The 2,067-nt window shown below is 76.7% G+C and carries 2 protein-coding genes; both read left to right on the top strand.

The features are described from left to right. The coding region (locus tag DQW06_RS23220) for an adenosylmethionine--8-amino-7-oxononanoate transaminase (protein WP_232833131.1) at window positions 1-1,341 on the top strand (1,341 nt) is incomplete at its 5' end. Further along, on the top strand, window positions 1,338-2,067 hold a 730-nt coding region (gene bioD, locus DQW06_RS23215; RefSeq protein ID WP_117199309.1), incomplete at its 3' end, for a dethiobiotin synthase. The genes DQW06_RS23220 and bioD, both read left to right, overlap by 4 nt.

The following is a 2,067-nucleotide window of genomic DNA, read 5'->3' as shown; positions in this document are numbered from 1 at the left end:
TCCCCCGCGGTCCCCGGAGCCCGGGCGCCCGCGGCCCGCTCCGCCCGGATCCGCGCCGCGGACACCGCCCACCTGTGGCACCCCTACACCACCGTTCCCGCCGCGGAGCGGCCGTACGTGGTCACCGGGGCCGAGGGGGCGACGCTGACCCTGTGGTCGGAGGAGGGCGAGCGCCGTGTGGTGGACGCGATGTCGTCCTGGTGGTCGGCTGTGCACGGCTACCGCCACCCGGTGCTCGACGCCGCGGTGCGGCGGCAGACCGACGCGTTCAGCCACGTCATGTTCGGCGGGCTCACCCACGGGCCCGCCGCGGACCTGGCCGAGGCCCTGGTGGCGATCACTCCGCGGCCGCTGGAGCACGTCTTCCTCGCCGACTCCGGCTCCGTGGCGGTGGAGGTCGCCATGAAGATGTGCATGCAGTACCACCGCTCCACCGGTCGGCCCGAGCGGCGCCGATTCCTCACCTGGCGGGGCGGCTACCACGGCGACACCTTCCACGCGATGAGCGTGTGCGACCCCGACGGCGGCATGCACTCCCTGTGGGGCGACGTGCTGCCCGCCCAGGTGCACGCGCCCGCGCCGCCCTCCGGGTTCGACGCCGAACCCGACCCCGGCTACGTGGCCGCCTTCGAGCGCCTGGCGGCCGAGCACGCCGACGAGCTGGCCGCGATCATCGTCGAACCCGTGCTGCAGGGCGCGGGCGGCATGCGCTTCCACCACCCGGGCTACCTGCCGGAGCTGCGGCGGATCGCCGACGAGTACGGGCTGCTGCTCGTATTCGACGAGATCGCCACCGGCTTCGGCCGCACCGGCGAGCTCTTCGCCGCCGACCACGCCGGGGTCGCCCCCGACGTCATGTGCCTGGGCAAGGCGCTGACCGGCGGCTACCTGACCCTCGCCGCGACGCTGTGCACCGCGCGGGTGGCCCGCGGCATCGCCGGGGGCGAGGTGCCGGTGCTCGCCCACGGGCCCACGTTCATGGGCAACCCGCTGGCCTGCGCGACCGCGCTGGCCTCGGTGGACCTGCTGACCGGCGGAGACTGGAGGGGCGACGTGGCGAGGATCGGGACGGGTCTGCGCGAGGGCCTGGCGCCGTTGGAGGGGCTGCCGGGCGTGCGCGAGGTGCGGGTGCTCGGCGCGATCGGGGTGGTGGAGCTGGAGGCGCCGGTGCGCATGGCCGAGGCCACGCGGGCGGCGGTGGAGGCGGGGGTGTGGCTGCGGCCCTTCCGCGAGCACGTGTACGCGATGCCGCCCTACGTGTGCACCTCGCAGGAGGTGGCCGCCGTCGCCGACGGGATGGCCGCCGCGGTGCGGGCCTGCCTGGGGGAGGAGCGCCGATGAGCGTCCTGGTGGTGACGGGGACCTGCACCGAGGTCGGCAAGACGGTGGTCACCGCGGCGGTGGCCGCGCTGGCGGTCGCGGCGGGACGGCGGGTGGCCGTGCTCAAACCCGCCCAGACCGGGGTGGGGCCCGGCGAACCCGGCGACGCCGACACCGTGGCCGCACTCGTCCCGGACGTGACGACGGCGGAACTGGTCCGCTACCCCGAGCCGCTGGCCCCCGCCACGGCCGCCGCCCGCAGCGGGGCCGAACCCGTGCGGGCCGAGGCGGTGGCCGAGGCCGTGTGGCGCCTGGCGGGCACACACGACCTGGTGCTGGTAGAAGGGGCGGGCGGGCTGCTGGTGCGGCTCAACGCCGAGGGGCAGACCCTGGCCGACGTCGCCGTGCTGCTGTCCGCGCCGGTCCTGGTGGTGGCCCGACCCGACCTGGGCACCCTGAACGCCACCGCACTGACCGCCGAGGCGCTGCGCACCCGCGGCCTGTCCCCTGCCGGGGTGGTGGTGGGGTCCTGGCCGGACCGTCCGGACCTGGCCATGCGCTGCAACCTCACCGATCTGTCCGCCATGGGGGCGGGTCCCCTGGCGGGCGCCGTGCCGCGGGGCAGCGGGGCGCTGGACCCGCGCGCGTTCGCGGACGTGGCCCGCCGTTCCCTGGCGCCCCGCCTCGGCGGGGTCTGGAGGGCCGGCGCCGGAGCCGGGATCAGGCCGGAGGGGGAACCGGCGAGGA

The sequence above is a fragment of the Nocardiopsis sp. TNDT3 genome (genome assembly GCF_003427465.1).
Taxonomy (GTDB): Bacteria; Actinomycetota; Actinomycetes; order Streptosporangiales; family Streptosporangiaceae; genus Nocardiopsis; species Nocardiopsis dassonvillei.
This window is presented reverse-complemented; position numbering and strand designations above follow the sequence as displayed.